Source organism: Rhodococcus sp. Eu-32 (genome assembly GCF_003336925.1).
Classification (GTDB): Bacteria; Actinomycetota; Actinomycetes; order Mycobacteriales; family Mycobacteriaceae; genus Rhodococcoides; species Rhodococcoides kyotonensis_B.
On sequence record NZ_QGNK01000007.1, the window covers coordinates 33,876 to 52,374 of the forward strand.

The following is an 18,499-nucleotide window of genomic DNA, read 5'->3' on the forward strand; positions in this document are numbered from 1 at the left end:
AGGAGCACATTCGTGTCCATCGATCTGACGTACTCGCCCGAAGTCCAGACATTGATCGACAAGACACGAACCTTCGTGCGCGGCGAAGTGCTGCCCATCGAGGACAAGTTCTTCGGAAACATCGCCGACGCAGGCGGCGACGAGCTGCGCGTCCAGATGCAGCAGGCAGCGAAGGACGCCGGGGTGTTCGCCCCGCATGCGCCCGTCGAGTACGGCGGCGCCGGGCTGAACATGAGCGATCGGGCACCGCTCTTCGAGGAGGGCGGGTACTCGCTGTTCGGTCCCGTCGCGCTGAACATCGGCGCCCCGGACGAGGGCAACGTCCACATGCTCGCGCACATCGCCTCGGCCGCACAGAAGGAGCAGTTCCTCGCACCGCTCGCGGCGGGTGACATGCGCTCGGCCTTCGCCATGACAGAGCCAGCCCCGGGTGCGGGATCGGACCCGTCCGCGCTCACGACCGCTGCGGTCAAGGTCGACGGCGGCTGGAAGATCGACGGCCACAAGTGGTTCATCACCGGTGCCGACGGCGCCGGCTTCTTCATCATCATGGCCCGGACCGCGGGCAAGCCCGGTGATCGCGGCGGTGCGACGATGTTCCTCGCGCCCGCGGACACCGAGGGCATCAAGGTCGGCCGCCATATCGGCACCCTCGACAAGGCCATGATCGGTGGTCATTGCGAGGTGTACTTCGACAACGTCTTCGTGCCGGACGAGAACGTTCTCGGCGCCGTCGACGAGGGGTTCGCCTACGCGCAGGTGCGTCTCGGCCCGGCGCGCATGACGCATGTGATGCGGTGGCTCGGTGCGTCGCGTCGGGCGCACGATATCGCCGTCGCGCACGTCGCACAACGCGAGGGATTCGGATCCAAGCTCGGTGACCTCGGCATGATCCAGAAGATGGTGGCCGACAACGAAATCGACATCGCCGCCACGCGCGCACTGTTGGTCCAGGCGTGCTTCGCGCTGGACCAGGGCTCGCATGCGGGCAACGAGACGTCCATCGCGAAAACGTTCGCAGCAGAAGCGATCTTCCGCATCGTCGACCGCAGCATTCAGATGTGCGGTGGACTCGGCGTGTCCGATGACCTTCCGCTCGCGCGTCTGTCGCGCGAAGTGCGTCCGTTCCGCGTGTACGACGGCCCGTCCGAGGTTCATCGCTGGGCCATCGCCAAGCGCGTCGTCGGTGCCGCCAAGAAGGCTGCGCGATGACCGAGCTTCCCGGAATGGACGTTCCGGCCCTGGCGAAGTTCCTGATCGACAACGGAATTCAGCTCGTCGGTGACCTGCAGGTCGAGTTGATCAGCGGTGGCCGATCGAACCTGACGTTCAAGGCGTTCGACGAGAAATCCGCGTGGGTCGTTCGCCGACCGCCGACGAGTGGTCTGACACCGTCGGCGCACGACATGGCCCGTGAGTGGTCCGTCATGAGTGGCCTGCAGACGACCGATGTGCCGGTTCCTGTCACCGTCGCGTTCGACCCCGAAGGCACGGCACTCGGTGCGCCGACGACCGTCGTCGAATTCGACCCGGGCCGCGTGATCCGAACGCGGGAGGACCTCGAAAGCCTGTCCGACGACGAGATCGCATCCAACACATCCGAACTCGTCCGTGTCCTCGCCTCGTTGCATCGCGTCGACTACGCGTCGGTCGGTCTCGGGAGCTTCGGCAAGCCCGACGGTTTCGTCGCCCGACAGGTCAAGACCTGGGCGCGCCAGTGGGAGCAGGTGAAGACCAGGGACCTGCCCGACGTCGAAAAGCTGCGGGACAAACTGCAGGCTGCAGTCCCGGAAAGTCGAGCCGCGTCGATCGTGCACGGTGATTACCGGGTCGACAACGTCATCCTCGAGGCCGGCGATCCGGGTTCGGTTGCGGCCGTTGTCGACTGGGAGCTGTCGACGCTGGGTGATCCGCTCACCGACGTCGCGCTGATGTGTGTGTATCGACAGCCGTTCTTCGACGCGTTGCTCGGCTCGGGCGCGGCGTGGACGAGCGACAGGTACCCGTCGGCAGATGCACTCGCCGAGATGTACAGCCGCGAAGCCGACGCCGAGTTGTCCGACTGGAACTTCTACATCGCGCTCGCCAACTTCAAGCTCGGTGTCATCGGTGAGGGCATCTCGCACCGCGCGCGGGCGGGGTCGGATGCAGGATCGGGTGCCGAGCGTGCAGCCGAGGCGACGCACGAGTTCATGGCCGCGGGCCTACGAGCGATGGAGGGTAAGCAATGAAAACCGCACTGGTGACGGGTGGTTCGCGCGGAATCGGTCTCGGAATCGCGACGCGTCTCGCCGAACTCGGGTACGGACTGACCATCTCTGCGCGCAACGAGGGCGCTCTGGAAGCATCGGCGAAAAGCCTCGTTGCCGCGGGCGCACCCGATGTCGCCACTGTCGCAGTCGATCTCGCCGATCGCGATGCGGCCGACACGATCGTGGACGCGCACAAGTCGCGCTTCGGGTCGATGAACGCCCTCGTGTTGAACGCGGGCGTCGGAACGGCAGGTTCGATCGCCGACTACCCGATGCGCCGATTCGACAAGACACTCGACGTCAACTTCCGCGCCCCCTTCCAGATCCTGCAGACGTCGATGCCGCTTCTACGGCAAGTCGCGCAGGAGGGCCAGGAGCGAGGCGCGAAAGTCGTTGCGCTGGCGTCGCTTGCGGGCGTCTACTCCGAAGCCGGGCTCGCGGTCTACGGTGCGACGAAGGCGGCCATGCTGTCGCTCGTCGACACCCTCAACGCCGAGGAGAGTGGCAACGGCATCACCGGAACTGCCATCGCACCCGGATACGTCGACACCGACATGAGCGACTGGACCAAGGACAAGATCCCGGCCGAGTCCATGATTCGCGTCGGCGACATCGTGGAACTGGCCACCAGTGTGCTGAACCTGTCCTCGCGCGCAGTGGTACCGCGCATCGTCGTCACGAGGGCAGGGGCTGGGTTGGGGGCCTAGGACTTCTGGCATCGATGGCCCGTGGCAGCTGTCCATCGGCTGCCGCGGACCACCGACGCTGCCGGAGAATCCTCTACCACTCCGCAATCGCAGGCACGACGCGCTTGCCCAGAATCTCGAGCGGCGTGATGGTCGAAACCTGCGGCACCCACCCGTGCACATGGGTGATGCCGAGCTTCGCGAGTCCCTCCAGCTGGCCGAGCAGCTCGTCGACCTTCTCGCCGTCGGCACCCGGGTCGAGGGGGAACATGACGGTCTTCTCGATGGCGTCGTAGTCGGTGCCGACGGCGTCGCAGTGCCCCTTCAGGACCTCGAGCTTGTGCGCGACCTCGGGACCGCCGAACAGGTTGCACGCCTGGGCGTACTGCGCGACGAGCCGAAGTGTCTTCTTCTCGCCGCCGCCACCGATCAGGATCGGTGGGTGCGGACGACGCAGCGGCTGCGGCACGTTCATCGTGCGGCCGAGTGTGTAGTGCTTGCCTTCGAACGGGCCGTCGTCGTCGCTCCACATCTGCAGGCAGATCCGCAGCGTCTCCTCGAGACGCTCGAACCGTTCGGCCGTCGGCGGGAAGTGGAGGCCGAGGCCGACGCTCTCGTCCTCGTTCCACGCCGCGCCTATGCCCAGGTAGGCCCGACCCTTCGACAGGACGTCGAGAGTCGTGACGGCTTTGGCGAGCAGGCCGGGCTCGCGGTAGACGGTTGCGGTGACCCAGGCCAGCAGATCGACCTTCGTGGTGACGGCCGCGAGGTATCCGAGGGTGGTGTACGCCTCCAGCATGTCGGTGTCGATCGGTCCCACGGGCTCGATCTGCCAGAGATGGTCCATGACGCTGATCTTGGCGAACCCCACGTCCTCGGCGGTGGTGGCGATGCGGGACAGGTCGTCGGCAAGTGCGGGCGGGCCACCCGGAAAGGTGAAATCGGCGATGTGCAGTCCAAGTTCCATACCTTCACGGTAAGGGCGCTGCGCCCGCGTATTCAGGGATCGGCAGTACTACCTTGAATCGTCGACGACGTGCATCCTCGGGGCGCGAGAAACCGTCGAAGAAGCCCGTTCCCGACGCCGTATCCCACGAACGAGTCGGTTTCTCGGCGCGAGTCGCAGCGTGACTGCGCCCGCGTGCACATCCTGTGTAACACTCCCGTCAGCGCGGTCGACGGAACCGCCCTTCCTGGTGGGGGATTCATGCTCTGGTGGCGACGCGTCGTGGCCGTGTGCGGTGCCGTACTCGTGGTGACCGCCATGTCGGCGGGTGTCTCCGGGGCCCAGCCGGAGAGCAGGGTGTCGACGCTGTCGGTGTACTCGCCCAGCATGGGCCGAGACATCGCCGTCCAAGTATTGACGCCTGCCGTCGACCGAGGCCCTCGGCCCACGTTGTACATGCTGAGCGGTGTGGGTGAGGAGGATCCGTCGAACAGTATGTGGCTTCGAAAAGGCGGTGCCGCGGAGTTCTTCCGCGACAAGAACGTCACCGTCGTCCTACCGCTCGCGGGCCCAGGCAGTTTCTACGCCGACTGGCAGCGTGACGACCCGACACTCGGACGGAACAGGTGGGAGACGTTCCTGACGCAGGAGTTGCCTCCCGTGATAGACGCCCGGTTCGACGGCAACGGACGCAACGCAATCGCCGGTCTGTCGATGGGCGCGCAGTCGGCGATGATGCTGGCGTCGCGAAACCCCCAGCTGTACTCCGCTGTCGCTGCCTACAGCGGGTGTTTCGAGTCGGCCGACATCGTCGGTCAGGGGCACATGCGGGCGATCGTGTCTGCGTTCGGAGGCAATGCCGACAACATGTTCGGTGGGCCACTCGACCCGGCTTGGGCTCAGCACGACGTGCTCGCTCGGGCCGAGAATCTGCGCGGCACAGCGATCTACGTGTCCGTCGGGTCGGGAGCGCCCGGTGTCCACGAGCGTTTCGAGACGGTCGCCGACTGGGACATCGTGCTCGTCGGGGGCGCTATCGAGGTGGGCGCGAATCACTGCACGCGCAGTCTGCAGAGCCGGCTCGGGCAGCTTTCGATCCCGGTGACCTTCGACTTCGAGGACACCGGCACGCACTCGTGGGCGTACTGGGTCGATCAGCTGCCGAAGAGTTGGCCGACGCTGTCCGCCGGACTGGGATTGTGACGAGCCAGTAGTCGTAACGACTGCGTGCAGTGACGCGCGACCTCCATTGCACCCACGTCGCGATGGGGAGTTCCTCCATAGCGGATGGGGCGGGGCGTGAATAACGTGTCCCAGGTCACTATCCCCGTCGCTCACGGAAGTCGAGTTCATGTCTGCAGAAGTACTGAAGCCCGAGATCGAATCTCGGGTCGTGAAGAAGGTCGCTCGACGCATCATCCCGTTCCTGGGGCTTGCCTACTTCGTCAACTACCTCGACCGCACGAACATCGGTCTCGCGAAACTGACGATGAGCGACGAACTGGGACTGACCGAGACGATGTTCGGCTTGGCGTCGGGCCTGTTCTTCATCGGCTACCTGCTGTTCGAGGTGCCGAGCAACCTGGCATTGCACAAGTTCGGCGCCAGACGGTGGATCGCACGAATCATGTTGACCTGGGGCGTGATCGCCGCAGCGATGGCGTTCGTTCCGACCGCGGAATGGCTCTACGGCCTTCGCATACTTCTGGGAATCGCCGAAGCCGGATTCTTCCCCGGAGTTCTGCTGTACATGACGATGTGGTTCCCACGCGCGTACCGAGTGCGGCTCATGGGCTTGTTCCTGTTGGCGCTTCCCGTTTCGTCGGCCCTCGGTGCACCCCTGTCGAGTGCGATCATCCAGTACTGGGACGGGCTGTTCGGACTGTCCGGCTGGCGCGTGATGTTCCTCGTCGAAGGCCTCCCCGCGGTGCTGCTCGCCGTCGTCACATGGTTCTATCTGACCGACCGGCCGTCGCAGGCGACCTGGCTCGACGACGACGAAAAGGCGTGGCTGACGGCCGAACTGGAGTCCGAGGATTCCGAAAAGGTCGGTCATGTCTCCGGCTCCGTGCGACGCGCACTCACCGATGCGCGGGTCTGGGTGCTCGGCCTCGTGTACTTCGGCATCACCTACGGGCTGTACTCCCTGAGCTTCTTCCTGCCGAGCATCGTCGCCGGATTCAAGAAGACATTCGACACCGATTTCTCGCTCGTCACGACCGGACTGATCGTCGCGGTGCCGTTCGCCGTCGGTGCCGTCGCGATGGTGTTCTGGAGTCGGCACTCCGACCGAACCGGTGAACGAATCTGGCATGTCGCCATCCCGACACTGATCGGCGCGGTGTCCATTCCGTTTGCGCTGTACATGGATTCCCCGTTCACGACGATGCTCGCGGTCACGGTGAACGCAGTCGGAGTGTTCTGTGCACTTCCGGTTTTCTGGTACCTCCCCAGTACGTTCCTGACGGGCGCGGGGGCAGCCGCAGGCATCGCGATCGTGAACTCGGTGGGCAACATGTCGGGCTTCGGCGCACCGTATGTCACCGGTTGGTTGTTCGACGCCACCGGCAACGCCAGAGCGGGCTTGTGGGTGGTCGGTGGGGTCATGCTTCTGGCTGTCGTGTTGGTGGTCGTACTTCGCTCTCGCGTGGGTGCCGCTGCTAGCGGAGACGAGACGCCGGAAATGAATCATCGAGCGCAGAATCAACACTGATCGACGCCCTGAACCGTGCACGCTGCTCAGTCGAGGATGCATCTATTGCGCGCCGTGTTCGAAACTGATTGTGTTCCAGGTAACAGTGCAACCTGTACGGAGGCCGACATGGATACTGCATTCTCTCGAAACGACAACGACGAACTCATACAGGTCATCACCCCTGACGGTCAGCGCGCCGAGCCGACGGAGTACAGCGAACTGGTCGCCGACATCACGGTCGACAAGCTGCAGGATCTCTACGAAGATCTGGTCGTCGTACGGCGCATCGACGCGGAGGCAACGGCGCTCCAGCGCCAGGGCGAGCTGGGCCTGTGGGCACCGCTCCTCGGACAGGAGGCGGCGCAAGTGGGCTCCGCTCGTGCGCTGCATCGTGACGACTTCGTGTTCGCCAGTTACCGCGAGCACGGCGTCGCCTACTGCCGGGGCGTCGACCCGACGGAGATGCTGCGATTCTGGCGTGGATCGACGCAATCCGGCTGGAACCCGTACGAGTACAACATGACAACGCCTGCGATCATCGTCGGAGCGCAAGCGCTGCACGCAACGGGATACGGCCTCGGAATGAAGTTCGACGGGGCCGAGGGCGCTGCCATCACCTACTTCGGCGACGGCGCGACGAGCCAGGGTGACATTTCCGAAGGCCTTGGATTCGCAGCAAGTTTCGCGGCTCCGGTCGTGTTCTTCTGCCAGAACAACCAGTGGGCGATCTCCGAGCCGGTGACGGTGCAGACGCACGGGTCGATCGCCGAAAGAGGCCGCGGCTTCGGCATTCCCGCGCTCCGCGTCGACGGCAACGACGTGCTCGCGGTACTCGCGGCGACGAGAACGGCGTTGTCACGGGCGCGGGAGGGGAGCGGTCCGACGTTGATCGAGGCCGTGACGTACCGGATGGGCCCGCACACGACGTCCGACGACCCTTCGCGTTATCGTCCCGCAGCCTTGGACGAGGAGTGGAAGCAGAAGGACCCGATCGATCGAATCGAGAGGTTGCTGGGGCGTGAGGGTGCGATGAACGACGCCTTCCGCGCTCGGGTGAAGGAGCGCGCCGACGCCACCGCCGCCGAACTACGACGCGGATGCCTCGGGACCGTCGAACCGGGCCCGATGGCGTTGTTCGACAACGTCTATGCCGGCCCCCACCCGCTGATCGACGAGGAGCGCGAACGTTACGCCGCGTACCTCGCCGGATTCGAAGGAGTTCAGTCATGACCGCAACGCTCGCTCCTCCCACTGCGCTGCCGCTCGGTAAAGCGCTCAACGCGGCCCTGCGCCGTGCCCTCGAGGACGATCCCAAGGTCGTCCTTCTCGGAGAGGACATCGGCAAGCTCGGCGGTGTCTTCAGGATCACCGACGGGCTGCAGAAGGACTTCGGCCCCAACCGCGTCATCGACACGCCACTCGCCGAGTCCGGAATCATGGGCACAGCAGTCGGTCTCGCGTTCCGGGGGTACCGACCGGTCGTCGAGATCCAGTTCGACGGCTTCATCTATCCAGCATTCGACCAGATCGTGTCCCAGGTGGCCAAGCTGCATTACCGGACGGGTGGCAACGTGAAGATGCCTCTGACCATCCGGGTGCCCTACGGCGGCGGAATCGGTGCCGTCGAACATCATTCGGAGTCACCCGAGGGATACTTCGCGCAGACCGCGGGTTTGCGCGTCGTCAGCTGCAGCAATGCCGCCGACGCCAATGTCATGCTGCGGCAGGCCATCGCGTCGGACGACCCGGTGCTGTTCTTCGAGCCGAAGCGACGCTATTGGCAGAAGGGCGAGGTCGACGTCACCGCATCCCTCGACGGGGCATACCCGCTGCACAAGGCTCGTGTCGTCCGTGAGGGTCGCGACGCCACGATCGTCGCCTACGGGCCTCTCGTCGCGACGGCCGTGCAAGCCGCGGAAGTTGCAGCAGGGGAGGGGCGTTCGCTCGAAGTGATCGACCTTCGGTCACTGTCGCCCCTCGACATGGACACGGTTGCGGCATCGGTACGCAAGACCGGGCGACTCGTCGTCACGCACGAAGCGGCGACCTTCATGGGTATCGGCGCCGAAATCGCTGCGCGAGTACAGGAACAGTGCTTCTACAGCCTCGAAGCACCGGTTCAGCGAGTCGGCGGTTTCGCGGTCCCGTACCCGGCGGCGAAGCTCGAGGAGTTCTTCCTCCCCGATGTGGACCGAATTCTCGACGCAGTGGACAGGAGCTTCCCGGTATGACGAAGAGCTTTCTGCTCCCGGACCTCGGCGAGGGACTCACCGAGGCCGAACTGATCACGTGGCTCGTCCAGGTCGGCGATACGGTCGAGCTCAATCAGGTGATCGCCGAGGTCGAGACGGCCAAGGCGTCCGTGGAACTTCCGTCGCCCTTCGCAGGCACGGTCCTCGCACTGCATGCCGAGGAAGGTTCGACCGTCGAGGTCGGAAGCACGATCATCGACATCGACACAGGCGAGGACGCAGTGGCCGAGGAGCGAACACCGGTTCTCGTCGGCTACGGCGTCGCAGGCGAAGGAAAGAGCCGTCGTGGCGGTAGGAAAGCGGCAGCAGCACCCGAGCCGGGAGACAGGCCGCTGGCGTCGCCACCTGCTCGCTTCGTGGCACGGCAGGAAGGCGTCGACCTCGCGGATGTGCCTGCGACGGGTACACACGGTGAGGTGACGCGCGACGACATCGCGGCGTATCTGACGCGTCCGAAACCTGTCGAGGCGACGACGGACGAGACCCGCACCCCGATCAAGGGGGTGCGCAAGCACACGGCGGCAGCGATGGTGTCGAGCGCGTTCACTGCTCCGCACGTCACCGAGTTCGTCACCGTCGACGTGACTCCGACGGTCGAGTTGGTCGAGAAGTTGCGCGCCAACAAGCACTTTCGGGACGTTCGCCTGACACCCTTGGCGCTGGTCGCCAAGGCGTTGCTGGTGGCGCTGCGCTCCAACCCGAGTCTGAACTCCGAGTGGGACGAGGCGAACCAGGAGATCGTCACGAAGAAGTACGTCAACCTCGGTATCGCGGCCGCGACTCCCCGAGGGCTCATGGTGCCGAACATCAAGGGCGCGCACGCGCTCGGGCTCAAGGATCTCGCTGTGGCACTGAACGGCCTGACGAGCACGGCCAAGGAGGGCAAGACCGGACCCGAAGATCTTGCCGACGGCACCATCACCATCACCAATGTCGGTGTCTTCGGGGTCGATTCGGGAACGCCGATCCTCAACCCCGGCGAGGCAGCGATCCTCTGTTTCGGCGCAATCCGTCGTCAGCCCTGGGAATTCGAGGGTGACATCGCGTTGCGATCCGTGACGACCTTGAGTCTGTCGTTCGACCACCGACTCGTCGACGGTGAGCAGGGATCACGGTTCCTGACCGACATCGCAGCGATTCTTGCCGATCCGATGAACCTGGTGGCTCTGGCATGAGCGACGTCGTCATCCTCGGTGGCGGTTCGGGTGGGTACGCGTGCGCGTTTCGTGCGGCACAACTCGGCCTGTCCGTCATGCTGATCGAGAAGGACAAGGTCGGCGGGACGTGCCTGCATCGCGGGTGCATTCCGACCAAGGCGCTGCTGCACGCGGCAGAAGTGGCGGACACGGCACGCGAGAGTGCTGCTGTGGGCGTCAAGAGTTCCTTCGAGGGCATCGACATGGCCGGCGTTCACACCTACAAGGACGGCGTCGTCGCAAAGCTGTACAAGGGTTTGCAGGGTCTGGTCTCGGCGCACCAGGTCGAGATGATCAGCGGGACAGGACGATACGTCGGAAACCGCACCGTCGAGGTGGATGGGCGTCGGATCACCGGCAAGTCCGTCGTCTTGGCAACCGGGTCGTATTCGAAGGTGTTGCCGGGCATCGACCTCGGGCCCCGAGTGCTCACCAGTGATCAGGCGCTGACGCTCGACCGTGTGCCGACCCGGGCGATCGTCCTCGGCGGTGGTGTGATCGGCGTCGAATTCGCCAGTGTATGGGCGTCGTTCGGCGCAGACGTGACCATCGTCGAAGCGCTACCGAGGTTGATTGCCGGAGAGGACGAGTGGTCGTCCAAGCAGCTGACCCGCGGTCTGCGTAAGCGCGGCATCACGGCCAGGACGTCGTCGCCGTTCTCCGGCGTGAAGGAGACGGACGACGGGGTGACCGTCACCTTGGAGTCGGGTGAAACCCTCGATGCCGATGTGTTGCTCGTGGCCGTCGGGCGCGGGCCCAACACAGGCGATCTCGGGGATGTGGCGTTGTCGGCGGGGTTCGTCGACGTCGATTCGACGCTCGCCACGTCCGCGGAGGGCGTCTATGCCGTGGGAGACATCGTGCGCGGTCCGCAGTTGGCGCACCGGGGTTTTCAACACGGGATCTTCGTCGCCGAGCAGATTGCGGGGCTGAATCCGAAAGCAGTGCCGGACTCCGGGATTCCTCGCGTCACGTACTCGAATCCGGAAGTCGCGTCCGTCGGGCTGACCGAGGCCCAGGCCGTCGAGCAATTCGGGACCGTCGACACTGCGGTCTACGACCTTGCGGGCAACGGGAAGAGCCAGATCCTCGGGGCCTCGGGCGGCGTCAAGCTGGTGCGTGCCGGGGGCGCGGTGGTCGGGATCCACATGGTCGGGGCGCGGGTCGGTGAGCTGATCGGCGAGGCGCAGCTCGTCGTGAACTGGGGTGCGTACCCGGAGGAGGTCGCGCACCTGATCCACGCGCACCCGACGCAGTCCGAGGCGTTCGGGGAAGCACACCTCGCGCTCGCTGGAAAGCCGTTGCATTCCCACTAGGCGCCTCCGGCACACGTGCGCGGAAATGTATAGCCCGCTATACATTTCCACGCACGTGCGGCGAAACCGCCTAAAAGACCTTGCCGGGGTTGAGGATTCCGCGCGGATCGAGAGCGTGCTTGACGGCCCGGTGCATGTCGAGGACCACCGGATTCAATTCCTGCACGAGGCCGTCCATCTTGAGCAATCCGACGCCGTGCTCGCCGGTGACCGTTCCGCCCAATTCGAGTGCCGCATCGATGATCTCCGCGAACGCAGCCTGGGCGCGGGCGCGCGCGTCGGGGTCGTCGTGCGGAGTGATCAGGAGCGGGTGCAGATTGCCGTCGCCGGCGTGCGCGATGTTGGCGATCGTGGTCTCGTGCCGAATTCCGATCTGTTCGATCCGTGACAGCATCTCCGGCACATGCTTCTTGGGTACGCACACGTCCTCGGTCAGTACCGGTCCGAGCCGTTCCATCGCGGGGTACGCGAGACGGCGTGCCGCGAACAACGCGTCGGCTTCCTCCTGATCGGTCGACACGGCGGACCAGGTGGCACCCGCTTCGTCGAAGCAGGACAGCATCTTCTCCGCTTCCTGATCGCCGATCACGCCCGGGGTGTCGATGCGTCCGAGCAACACGACGTTCGCCTCCACCGACAGCCCCATGTTCTTCCATGCGTCCACTGCGATGAGGCATTGCTTGTCGATCAGTTCGAGCGCCGACGGCGTCAGGCCTGCCGCAGCAACGGCTGCCACCGCGCGTCCTGCGTCGACGATGGAGTCGAAGTAGCCGGCAATCGTCCGCTGCGGGTCCTGCAATGGCCTGAGCTTGACCGTCACCTCCGTGATGATGCCCAATGTGCCTTCGGATCCGACCATCAAGCCCGCAAGATCGTACCCTGCAACACCTTTCGCGGTCTTGCGTCCGAGCCGGACCAGTTCGCCTGTGCCGGTGACGATCTGCATCCCCATGACGTAGTCGCGCGTCACACCGTATTTCACGCAGCACAACCCGCCGGCATTGGTCGCGACGTTGCCGCCGATGGTCGACCACGGTGCGCTCGCGGGATCCGGCGGGTACCAGAGGTCGTGCTCGGCGCATGCGGCCCGTAAGTGGTCGTTGACGACACCCGGTTCGACGACGGCATAGCGCTCGAGCCGGTCGATCTCCTTGATCGCGTCCATGCCGTCGAGAGCGAGGACGACGCATCCCTCCGTGGCATTGGCGCCGCCCGACAGTCCCGTCCCGGCCCCACGGGTGACGACGGCCGCGTCGTGCGCCAGACAGGCCTTCACGACCAGTTGCACGTCCTCGGCCGTACGGGGTCGTACTACTGCCGCGGGTGCCGCGTAGGGCGCCCATTCGGCCTCGTCGTGCTGATAGGACGCGATCACATCGGGATCGAGTACGACGCGATCGGAGGGGAGGACTTCGAGCAGATCTTCGACGAGCGGCATGTATACGACCCTAACTGTGAGCTGAATCTCCGCCAATGTAGGTTTCGTCTATCCGAGTCGACTACCGATGGACGGTGGAACCAGTGACCTCGAAGTGGATGCACATGCTGCTCGACGACGCGTCGGCCGATGATCTCGACGCGTACCGGCGTCGGCTCGTGCAGGAATCCGGTTCGGAACTGTCGGCCGCGATCGAGCAGGACGCACACGCTGCGCTGCGGCTGCGGACCCTGCTCGATCAGCGGTGGCAGCGCACCATCGAGCTGTCGGCTCTCAACGACATCGCAGTGCGGTTGCCCACCGTCCGCGACGATCGGCTCCTGTTGCAGGAGGTGGTGGATCAGGCTCGACGGCTTCTCGGAGTGGATCTGGCCTACATGGGATCGGTGTACGACCAGACGTTCGTCATCGAGGTCACCAGTGGCGCTCTGACCCCGAGTCTTCTCGGCATCGAACTGTCGCTCGACGAGGGATTGGTGGGTCTGATCGTGCGAGGCCGGGCGCCGTCGTGGACTCCCGACTATCAGAGCGAGCCTGCATTCCGACACATCACCGGCGCCGACAGTGCGGCGCAGGCCGAGAACATGCGTGGATTGCTCGGCGTGCCCCTGCGAGTCGGTGACCACGTCATCGGCGCGCTGTTCGCATGCAAGAGGCAGGAGCGTGCCTTCACCGACACCGAGATCGCCTTGCTGTCGGCACTGGCAGCGCATGCGGCCATGGCGATCACGAATGTTCGGGCCTTGGAGCGTGCCGAGTCGCTGAACGCCGAATTGACCTCACGCACACTGGAACTGGAACAGACGTTGCAGTGGGATCGGACGCTCACTCAGGTCGTGCTCGCCGGGGGCGGCGTGCAGAGGCTGGTGCACGAGGTCGCGTCGCTGTCCGGGAAACCGACGTACTTCGTCGCGGACATCGCGTCCGTGCCCGACGGCTTGAGCGCGGTCCGTGACGACGTGACGGCCGTCTTCGAGTCCGACTCCGACCATGTCACGACGGACGCTGTGACGGGCCACCGCGTGGCGGCGGCGGGGGCATTCCTCGGCGTGCTGATCTCGGTGGGCGTCGGCGACGACGAGACGCGGTTGTTGCTCGAACGCGCCTCGCCGGCAATCGCGCTGTCGCTGGCCGCGGAACGGGCTGCGGGGGAGGCGGCTCGTCGGGCGCAGGACGCCTTTCTCGTCGACCTGCTGACCCACCCGGCGCAATCCGCGGACGGGGAACGGCGGCAGCTGCGGCTCGCCGGGCTGGCATTCGAGAAGTCGTACTGCATCGCGGTCGTCGAAGACGCTGCCCGTGCCTCCGTTCGGAACATCGGCTTTCCGGCCGGAACAGTTGTGGCGGAGCATGGTTCGCAGGTGCTGGTGGCCGTTCCCGCTACGGACTCGACCGTGGTGTGTCAGGCGTTCGGTGTGAATGCCACCGTCGGGGTGTCCGAGCCCGTGCGCGGTGTGGATGCCCTCGCCGCGGCCTATGTCCAAGCTCAGCAGACTGTGCACGTGCTGAAGACCCTGGGCCGCGACGGCGAGGTCTCGTCGGCGCGCGGGCTCGGTATCTATCGAATACTGCTGAGCCACATGGCACGTGAGCACCTCGACGAGTTGACCGAGGCGCAGCTCGGGCCGCTGCTGGTCGAGCAGAGCAAACGTGGCGTTCCGTTGGTCGACACGTTGTCGACGTATCTCGCTCTCGGACGGCATCATGCGGCGACGGCTGCGCGACTCGGGGTCCACGTCAACACTCTGTACCAGCGGCTCGATGCCGTCGACCGTCTCATCGGCACCGAGTGGCGCGACCCGGACAAGGCCATCGATCTGCAGGTGTTGATGCGGCTGCGGCGCAGCGCCGACCTACTCGGAAAGTGAGAGGAAGTCGAGCATCGCCGCGTTGAACTCCTTGGGGCGGTCCATGTTCGCGGCATGCCCGCATTTCTCGAGGACTACCGAGCGGCCACGGGGATTACCTGCGACGGCATCGGCTGCGTGCGTGAACGGCCAGTACTGGCTGTCCCGCCCCGCGACCATCAGAACCGGAACGTCGACGCCGGCAACGACTTTCCGCCAGTCTGCAATCGCATGGTCGTGCAACAGAGCTTTCATCGCAGGAGTGTCCGGTGACGCCATCTTCGGCAGGCCTCCGAGCTTGGCGACGAGCTTCGTCGCCGCGACCAGCGACTTCCGCTTGGGCAACCCCTGACCCGTGTCGGGAACACCGTTCGCGAAGAACGTCTCCTTGTTCGCCTCGGTGAGTCCGTAGAAGCCGTTCGTCCACTCGGCGTCGTTGACCATCTTCGGGGTCTGGTCCACGGACACGACTGCTCTCACCCGCGCGGTCCCGAACTGCGAGACGTACGACCAGACGGTGCTGGCGCCCATCGATCCGCCGCACAGGACGGCGTCGTCGACATCGAGGGCCGCCAGGAAGTCCGCGACGTCCTGCCCGTGGCGGGCCATCGTCGCACCGAAGTCCGGGGCCTCGGAGTCGCCGTGTCCGCGTCGATCCAGGGAGAGCACTCGGTAGCCGGCGTCGACGAAGACTTGCTGCTGCAGCGCCCAGCTCGTGGCCGGAGCACAGAAACCGGCGATCAGCACGATGACCGGTCCGCTGCCCTGATCGATGTAGCTGAGCGTGACGTCGTCGCTGGTGGTGACTGTCGGCATGTGCGCTCCTCGGGTCCGAAGTGTCTTCCGATGAAATCACGAGCCGGGCCGGGTCTGGGCGACAGCCGCGTCGTCGGGCAGAGTGAAGGCCGACATTCGCCTCGACGAAGGGAACCGTGACGTGACCGAGAATTCGACGACCGCAGGACCGCTCTGGGCTCTGGAAGCCGGCAGCCCCGAGGTGGACGCGGAAGCCTGGGTGGCTCCGACGGCAACCGTCGTCGGGCGGGTGAAGATCGCTGCGTCGTCGGGGATTTGGTACAACGCCGTGCTGCGTGCGGAGTTCGAGGACATCACGATCGGCGAGGGAAGCAACTTGCAGGACGGCGTCGCGGCCCACGTCGACCCGGGTTTCCCGCTGACCGTCGGCAAGGACGTCAGCGTCGGCCACAACGCGGTGTTGCACGGGTGCACGATCGGTGACGGCAGCCTGGTGGGCATGGGCGCTGTCGTCATGAACGGTGCCGTCGTCGGCGAGGGCAGTCTGGTCGCAGCCGGCGCGCTCGTACTCGAAGGCACGCAGGTGCCGCCGCGGTCGCTCGTGGCGGGCGTGCCGGCCAAGGTGCGTCGGGAACTGACCGACGACGAGGTAGCCCACAACGGACTGAACGCGGCCGTCTACCGAGAGCTGCTGAAGCAGCACCGCTCGGCGCGGCCGGCCTGACCTACCTCAGCGGCCGGGCCGGAGGAGACCCGTCAGGCGGTGGGCTTGCGCGAGCAGGATGGCGCCGAGTTCGTGATGTCGCTCGGGCCGGAACCTCGTCTCGACTCCGGTCAGGCTCAATGCCCACGCGGGTCTGCCGGACCGGTCGAACACGGCGGCGCCGATGCCCCAACTGCCCTCGACGAGCAGGGCGGGGTTGACGGCGTACCCGGTCTCACGTGTCGAGGAGATGCGTCGGCGAATGGCGTCGGGTGCGTGCTCGGCTCCCCACTCGGGGACGAGATCCGCGTCGCGCAGATACTCGTCGATCTCCCGGTCCGGGAGGTGCGCGAGGATCACGAGACCAGCCGACGCGACCCCGAGCGGCAGTCGCAGCCCCTCGTACAGCACGTGCGACCGGAGCGGAAAGCTGCCGTCCTCGCGCAGTAGGCACACCGTCTCGTTGCCCCGCCGCGTCGACAGGAATGCGCTCTCGCCCGTCTCCTCGGCCAACCTGTGGACGACGCCACGCGCGGGTCCGGTGATGTCGTACCGGCTCGCTGCGGCCGACCCGAGCAGATACATCTCGGGACCGAGCGACCATCGCCCGGTCGCTGAATCCCTGTCGAGAAACCCTTCCTCGGTCAGCGAGCTGAGCAGGCGATGCGCGGTAGGGCGCGCGAGGCCGGTGACCCGGGCCAAGTCCGTCGTCGATGCACCCGCGGGTTCCGCGGCGCCCACGGCACGCATCAGCGCGGTGGACCGCGCGATCACGTTGGGTGTCGGAGCCATGTCACGACTGTAGCGTTCACTGAGTGAACGCGTGCCTCATCGATGTTCGGCCAGCGACCGGTTTCGCTGCAGGGGTGGCCAGTGACCGCAGACACACGCTTCACTGATCGCATACGTCAGCGCGTTTGCTGAGTGAACAGGTGAGGAGCAGTTCTGTGGCAGGAAAGGTGTACGAGTCCGCGGCCGCCGCCGTCGCCGACATCGGAGACGGCGCGACACTCGCCGTCGGAGGCTTCGGATTGTGCGGCATCCCTGATGCGCTGATCGAGGCGATCGCCGAGACCGACGCGAGCAAGCTCGAGGTCTTCTCCAACAACTGTGGCGTCGACGATCACGGGCTCGGAATCCTGCTTTCCCTCGGCCGCATCAGCCGCGTGACGGCGTCGTACGTCGGTGAGAACAAGGAGTTCGCGCGCCAGTACCTCGCAGGTGAACTCGAGGTCGAGTTGACGCCGCAGGGCACGCTCGCCGAGCGACTTCGCGCAGGTGGCACCGGCATCCCGGCGTTCTTCACCCCGGCTGGTGTCGGCAGCCCCATCGCCGACGGCGGTATGCCGTGGCGATACGACGCCGACGGTTCCGTCGCGATCGCGTCGCCGCCCAAGGAGACTCGGGTGTTCGGGTCGAAGCGGTACGTTCTCGAAGAGGCGATCAATGCCGACTTCGCGCTCGTGCACGCCGAACTCGGCGACACCGAAGGCAATCTCGTGTTCGACAAGACCGCGATGAACTTCAATCCCCTGGCCGCGATGGCAGGGAAGATCACCGTCGCGCAGGTCGAGAAGTTGGTCGAGCCCGGCGAGATCGATCCTGCCGCAGTGCATCTCCCCGGCGTGTTCGTGCAGCGCATCGTGCACACCGGACCTCAGAACAAGCGCATCGAGAAGCGCACCGTCAGTGCAGGAGGCCAGGCATGAGTTGGACTCGCGAACAGATGGCGCAGCGTGCCGCTGCCGAAATGGTCGACGGGGAGTACGTCAACCTCGGAATCGGTTTGCCCACCTTGATTCCCGGATATTTGACGAACGACATCAGGGTCGTGCTGCACTCGGAGAACGGCATCCTCGGCACCGGTCCGTACCCGACCGAGGACGAGATCGACGCCAACCTGATCAACGCAGGCAAGGAAACCGTCACCGTCAATCCCGGTGCGGCGTACTTCGATTCGTCGTTGTCGTTCGGCATGATTCGCGGCGGTCACATCGACACCGCAGTACTCGGCGGCATGCAGGTCTCGCGTACCGGTGACCTCGCCAACTGGATGGTCCCCGGCAAGATGGTCAAGGGCATGGGCGGCGCGATGGACCTCGTGCACGGTGCCAGGCGCGTCATCGTCGTCATGGAACACCTCGACCGCGACGGCAATCCGAAGATCCTCGACACCTGCACTTTGCCGTTGACCGGCCAGGGCGTCGTGAACCGGATCATCACCGATCTCGCGGTGATCGACGTCGTCGGTGACGGCACGCTCGAGCTCGTCGAATTGGCGCCGGACGTGACACGCGAGCAGGTCGAGGAGGCGACGCCGCCCCTCGTGCGCGCGAATGCATAGCGTTTTCGGGTCGCTCCGCGGGCTACGCTCCCGCCGGCTGTACATTCGCGCGCACGGGTGCCGGAGGC

Annotated in this window: 17 protein-coding genes; 13 read left to right on the forward strand and 4 right to left on the reverse strand. The window is 65.6% G+C overall.

Going from position 1 to position 18,499, the window contains the following annotated elements; all coding sequences use genetic code 11:
* Positions 1-12 precede the first annotated feature (12 nt).
* From DK926_RS10430 to DK926_RS10440, 3 genes are read left to right on the forward strand one after another with little or no spacing between them, the layout of a single operon-like run.
* Positions 13-1,212, forward strand: coding sequence for an acyl-CoA dehydrogenase family protein (locus DK926_RS10430; RefSeq protein ID WP_114330346.1), 1,200 nt, complete (start codon positions 13-15; stop codon positions 1,210-1,212).
* Positions 1,209-2,231: a phosphotransferase family protein gene (locus tag DK926_RS10435; RefSeq protein WP_114330347.1), complete on the forward strand. Its 1,023-nt coding sequence runs from the start codon at positions 1,209-1,211 to the stop codon at positions 2,229-2,231. Before DK926_RS10430 ends, DK926_RS10435 begins: the two co-directional genes overlap by 4 nt.
* A complete protein-coding gene (locus DK926_RS10440; RefSeq protein ID WP_114330348.1) occupies positions 2,228-2,959 on the forward strand; it encodes an SDR family oxidoreductase in 732 nt (243 codons plus the stop codon). Before DK926_RS10435 ends, DK926_RS10440 begins: the two co-directional genes overlap by 4 nt.
* Positions 2,960-3,032: 73 nt before the next feature.
* On the opposite strand, the gene DK926_RS10445 is transcribed toward DK926_RS10440, so the two are convergent.
* The gene (locus DK926_RS10445) at positions 3,033-3,905 is read right to left on the reverse strand and encodes an LLM class F420-dependent oxidoreductase (protein WP_114330349.1); all 873 of its coding nucleotides are present in this window, start codon (positions 3,903-3,905) and stop codon (positions 3,033-3,035) included.
* 240 nt (positions 3,906-4,145) lie between these two features.
* Here DK926_RS10445 and DK926_RS10450 point away from each other — a divergent pair, with 240 nt between their 5' ends.
* From DK926_RS10450 to lpdA, 6 genes are all read left to right on the forward strand, one after another.
* Positions 4,146-5,087 (forward strand): alpha/beta hydrolase family protein, encoded by a 942-nt coding sequence (locus DK926_RS10450; protein ID WP_114330350.1) that lies wholly within the window; start codon positions 4,146-4,148, stop codon positions 5,085-5,087.
* A 148-nt stretch (positions 5,088-5,235) separates the two neighbouring features.
* A complete protein-coding gene (locus DK926_RS10455; protein ID WP_114330351.1) occupies positions 5,236-6,597 on the forward strand; it encodes an MFS transporter in 1,362 nt (453 codons plus the stop codon).
* Between the two features lie 108 nt (positions 6,598-6,705).
* Positions 6,706-7,809: a pyruvate dehydrogenase (acetyl-transferring) E1 component subunit alpha gene (pdhA, locus tag DK926_RS10460; RefSeq protein ID WP_114330352.1), complete on the forward strand. Its 1,104-nt coding sequence runs from the start codon at positions 6,706-6,708 to the stop codon at positions 7,807-7,809.
* Positions 7,806-8,810, forward strand: a complete 1,005-nt coding sequence (locus DK926_RS10465) for an alpha-ketoacid dehydrogenase subunit beta (RefSeq protein WP_068423430.1) — start codon at positions 7,806-7,808, stop codon at positions 8,808-8,810. Before pdhA ends, DK926_RS10465 begins: the two co-directional genes overlap by 4 nt.
* Entirely contained in the window at positions 8,807-10,006 is a 1,200-nt protein-coding gene (locus tag DK926_RS10470; RefSeq protein ID WP_114330353.1) for a dihydrolipoamide acetyltransferase family protein, read from the forward strand. The genes DK926_RS10465 and DK926_RS10470 overlap by 4 nt, the downstream gene beginning before the upstream one ends.
* Positions 10,003-11,343: a dihydrolipoyl dehydrogenase gene (gene lpdA / locus DK926_RS10475; protein ID WP_114330354.1), complete on the forward strand. Its 1,341-nt coding sequence runs from the start codon at positions 10,003-10,005 to the stop codon at positions 11,341-11,343. Before DK926_RS10470 ends, lpdA begins: the two co-directional genes overlap by 4 nt.
* 70 nt (positions 11,344-11,413) lie before the next feature.
* Here the strand turns inward: lpdA and DK926_RS10480 are convergent, their stop codons facing one another.
* Positions 11,414-12,781 carry an FAD-linked oxidase C-terminal domain-containing protein gene (locus tag DK926_RS10480; RefSeq protein WP_114330355.1) on the reverse strand — a complete coding sequence of 456 codons (1,368 nt, stop codon included), beginning with the start codon at positions 12,779-12,781 and terminating at the stop codon, positions 11,414-11,416.
* Positions 12,782-12,879: 98 nt separating this feature from the next.
* On the opposite strand from DK926_RS10480, the gene DK926_RS10485 reads away from it, so the two are divergent.
* Complete coding sequence (locus DK926_RS10485) at positions 12,880-14,649, forward strand: GAF domain-containing protein (RefSeq protein WP_114330499.1); 1,770 nt, start codon at positions 12,880-12,882, stop codon at positions 14,647-14,649.
* On the opposite strand, the gene DK926_RS10490 is transcribed toward DK926_RS10485, so the two are convergent.
* Positions 14,635-15,444 carry an alpha/beta hydrolase gene (locus tag DK926_RS10490; protein ID WP_114330356.1) on the reverse strand — a complete coding sequence of 270 codons (810 nt, stop codon included), beginning with the start codon at positions 15,442-15,444 and terminating at the stop codon, positions 14,635-14,637. The two genes, DK926_RS10485 and DK926_RS10490, sit on opposite strands and share 15 nt — an antisense overlap.
* A gap of 121 nt (positions 15,445-15,565) precedes the next feature.
* On the opposite strand from DK926_RS10490, the gene DK926_RS10495 reads away from it, so the two are divergent.
* The gene (locus DK926_RS10495) at positions 15,566-16,108 is read left to right on the forward strand and encodes a gamma carbonic anhydrase family protein (RefSeq protein WP_068423486.1); all 543 of its coding nucleotides are present in this window, start codon (positions 15,566-15,568) and stop codon (positions 16,106-16,108) included.
* A 6-nt stretch (positions 16,109-16,114) separates the two neighbouring features.
* On the opposite strand, the gene DK926_RS10500 is transcribed toward DK926_RS10495, so the two are convergent.
* The gene (locus DK926_RS10500; RefSeq protein WP_068423440.1) at positions 16,115-16,879 is read right to left on the reverse strand and encodes an IclR family transcriptional regulator; all 765 of its coding nucleotides are present in this window, start codon (positions 16,877-16,879) and stop codon (positions 16,115-16,117) included.
* 155 nt (positions 16,880-17,034) lie between these two features.
* Between DK926_RS10500 and DK926_RS10505 the strand changes: the two genes are divergently transcribed.
* Positions 17,035-17,796, forward strand: coding sequence for a CoA transferase subunit A (locus DK926_RS10505; protein WP_207890793.1), 762 nt, complete (start codon positions 17,035-17,037; stop codon positions 17,794-17,796).
* Positions 17,793-18,431: a 3-oxoacid CoA-transferase subunit B gene (locus DK926_RS10510; RefSeq protein WP_114330357.1), complete on the forward strand. Its 639-nt coding sequence runs from the start codon at positions 17,793-17,795 to the stop codon at positions 18,429-18,431. Before DK926_RS10505 ends, DK926_RS10510 begins: the two co-directional genes overlap by 4 nt.
* Positions 18,432-18,499 lie beyond the last annotated feature (68 nt).

Bases quoted from the DNA above. Each gene is read 5' to 3' on its own strand.
- DK926_RS10465 (WP_068423430.1), top strand. From the start codon at position 7,806: ATGACCGCAACGCTCGCTCCTCCCACTGCGCTGCCGCTCGGTAAAGCG.
- DK926_RS10510 (WP_114330357.1), top strand. From the start codon at position 17,793: ATGAGTTGGACTCGCGAACAGATGGCGCAGCGTGCCGCTGCCGAAATG.
- DK926_RS10455 (WP_114330351.1), top strand. From the start codon at position 5,236: ATGTCTGCAGAAGTACTGAAGCCCGAGATCGAATCTCGGGTCGTGAAG.
- DK926_RS10490 (WP_114330356.1), bottom strand. From the start codon at position 15,444: ATGCCGACAGTCACCACCAGCGACGACGTCACGCTCAGCTACATCGAT.
- lpdA (WP_114330354.1), top strand. From the start codon at position 10,003: ATGAGCGACGTCGTCATCCTCGGTGGCGGTTCGGGTGGGTACGCGTGC.
- DK926_RS10445 (WP_114330349.1), bottom strand. From the start codon at position 3,905: ATGGAACTTGGACTGCACATCGCCGATTTCACCTTTCCGGGTGGCCCG.
- DK926_RS10500 (WP_068423440.1), bottom strand. From the start codon at position 16,879: ATGGCTCCGACACCCAACGTGATCGCGCGGTCCACCGCGCTGATGCGT.
- DK926_RS10440 (WP_114330348.1), top strand. From the start codon at position 2,228: ATGAAAACCGCACTGGTGACGGGTGGTTCGCGCGGAATCGGTCTCGGA.
- DK926_RS10450 (WP_114330350.1), top strand. From the start codon at position 4,146: ATGCTCTGGTGGCGACGCGTCGTGGCCGTGTGCGGTGCCGTACTCGTG.
- DK926_RS10480 (WP_114330355.1), bottom strand. From the start codon at position 12,781: ATGCCGCTCGTCGAAGATCTGCTCGAAGTCCTCCCCTCCGATCGCGTC.
- DK926_RS10470 (WP_114330353.1), top strand. From the start codon at position 8,807: ATGACGAAGAGCTTTCTGCTCCCGGACCTCGGCGAGGGACTCACCGAG.
- DK926_RS10485 (WP_114330499.1), top strand. From the start codon at position 12,880: ATGCACATGCTGCTCGACGACGCGTCGGCCGATGATCTCGACGCGTAC.
- DK926_RS10435 (WP_114330347.1), top strand. From the start codon at position 1,209: ATGACCGAGCTTCCCGGAATGGACGTTCCGGCCCTGGCGAAGTTCCTG.
- pdhA (WP_114330352.1), top strand. From the start codon at position 6,706: ATGGATACTGCATTCTCTCGAAACGACAACGACGAACTCATACAGGTC.